We start from the raw sequence: 2,180 nt of genomic DNA, 5'->3' as shown, positions 1-2,180 counted from the left end.
GATATCCTCAACAGGCACCTCAGGCTGCGGCTCAGGGGCATTCGTCAGGCCGAGGATAGCGATTGTGTTGCCGCTGGTCGTGGCCCTCAGATAAAGCCCAATGCCCATATCAGGCCTATTCGCGGGCAAGACGACCTGCGCTTGCTGTGAGAGCGTGACGCCGGGTTCTCCCTGAACAACAGGCACCAGCATGTAAACGCCGGGTGAGCCAGCTGGCATAGGCTTGTAATCAGAGAAGTTGACGATCGCGCCAAAGCCAGCATCGCCGTTCTTACCGGGCACGCCCTGAGGGCCAGCGGGACCAGCAGGGCCAACAGGACCGACCTTTGCGTCTAGTAGCGGACCGATGCGCTCGGCAATGTCAGCAACGTCCTGAGCAAGCTCATAAACCTCGGCCTGTAGCGGAAGAAGCTCGTAAGGGACGTTGGAAGCTGTATCGCCGGAATAGGGCTGGGTAAGGGTAAGCTGGTTGCGGGAATCAACGCTGCGAACAGTGAAGTTCAGACCGCCCAAGCTCAACTGAAGGCCGGAGTAGTTGACGACCCAGTTCGTGCCATTGCCGGTAACGGTGGCAGAACCGTTCGTCAGGTTAACAGTGCCACTATCCTCGTATTGAAATGCCATTGGTGTGGCTCTCCCGCTAATGCTTTAAGCATATTTAGCGGGGGCTTCGGGGCGGCTTACTTGCCGACAGCCCACCAATCAAAGCCGTTCAGGGACTGACCACTTGGACCAGCACGGATCGTGACCGACACACCAGTCAGAGACATGGTATTGCCAACTAGGTGAACCCATGCGTCCTGATCGCGCGAATTGTAGAAGTTCACGAATGGCGTAGCTTGCGTTGTGAATACTGCTTGCGTGAATGGGCGCGGGAAGGTGATCGGGAACAAGCCGCCGCTAAAGTAACCACGCACCTTGCCCCACTGAAGGATGATGCCGCCGGGTAGCTCCTGATAGCCGCTGTCAGCGTTGATCTGGCTGTTAAGCGTGAACGGTTCATCCATCGCATCGAAGGTGATGCGACCAACACGGACGTTGGGCATGTAAACGCCCTCAGCATCCGCATAGAACACCTGCTGTGGATTTGCGCCGGGGGTGCTGATGCGGAAGCTGTCGGTGGTGAAAGCGATAGCAGAAACGCCATCCTCGATAGCAACACCCATGCCGGCGATAACCTGCTGACCGTTCTGATCGGTCTGCACCTTCAGGACATAGGAAGCGCCAGCCTTGCCGGCCTTATCAACTGCCGTGTTGATTGCCTGTTCGACACTCGCACCCGTGACGCCGTTGAGGTTGTCCAAACGCGACTGAATGGTGCGTGTCTCATTTGCGCGAGCGCCGTTGTCATCGGCCTGCGTCTTCTGGATAGTCTGAATGATGCCGTTGATGACGGAGATTGGCCCGCCTTCCTTGGTAATGTCCGTTACCGAACTGCTGATCGTGTCGGAGCGTTCGGCTGCTGCCTTGCGGTCGTCTGCCTGCGTCTTCTCGATCGTCTGAATGGCCGCTTCACGGGCTTTCTTCTCATCACCAACTTCCGTTGTGATCCTGACGCCCATTTCGTCAATGCGGAGCGCCAGTGCGGTATTGCTCTCTCCATCAACGATAAGTTCGCGAAGGTCGTTGAACGTGCCATCCATCTCGGTTCGCACGTCGCCAATCTCGGTGGTGATGCGAACGCCCATCTGGCTAATATCTTCGGCGAGCGCGCTGTCCTTCTCGGCGCGAACGCGCTCTTCCTCAACCTGCCAAGCGGACACGCCCTTGCCATAGTTGGCGATCTTCGTGTCCACGGATTCAGCCGAAGCGAAGTCGAGGCCCGCGATCGTGCGCCTAATCTCCGCAAGTCCAGCTTCGATCGGCCCATCAATGTCGATGCCGGCGACCTTTGCTTCTGCCTCTGTGACGCGGCTGGTTAGCTGAAGCATTTCCTCAGCGACCTTGTTGCCGTTCTCATCGACGCGCGTTCCAATCTCACGGACAGCCACAAGCGCCTGATCGTGGAGCGCAAACGCCGCCTTAATCTGACCAGCGCCGTATTTCAGCTGGAGAGCAGATACCTTGGCGATGGGCTCGCGCAGTAGGGGAGTGACAAGATCGGGCAGGAATTGGCGAATATCGTCCACGTTCTGCTTAACCTCCTCCACGGCCTCTTTGACCGGCACGAGGCCGTTGGC

Annotated in this window: 2 protein-coding genes; both read right to left on the bottom strand. The window is 57.8% G+C overall.

Annotation, left to right across the window (positions count from 1 at the left end):
- A partial coding sequence (locus XM50_RS00270; RefSeq protein WP_046406368.1) for a hypothetical protein occupies positions 1 to 624 on the bottom strand: 624 nt, incomplete at its 3' end.
- 56 nt (positions 625 to 680) lie between these two features.
- Positions 681 to 2,180, bottom strand: a 1,500-nt coding sequence (locus XM50_RS00265) for a gp53-like domain-containing protein (RefSeq protein WP_046406366.1), incomplete at its 5' end; no start/stop codon positions are given.

Source organism: Sphingomonas sp. Ag1 (genome assembly GCF_000980895.1).
Taxonomy (GTDB): domain Bacteria; phylum Pseudomonadota; class Alphaproteobacteria; order Sphingomonadales; family Sphingomonadaceae; genus Sphingomonas; species Sphingomonas panaciterrae.
Note: the sequence above shows the minus strand (reverse complement) of the source record. Positions and strands in the feature narration are given on the sequence as shown.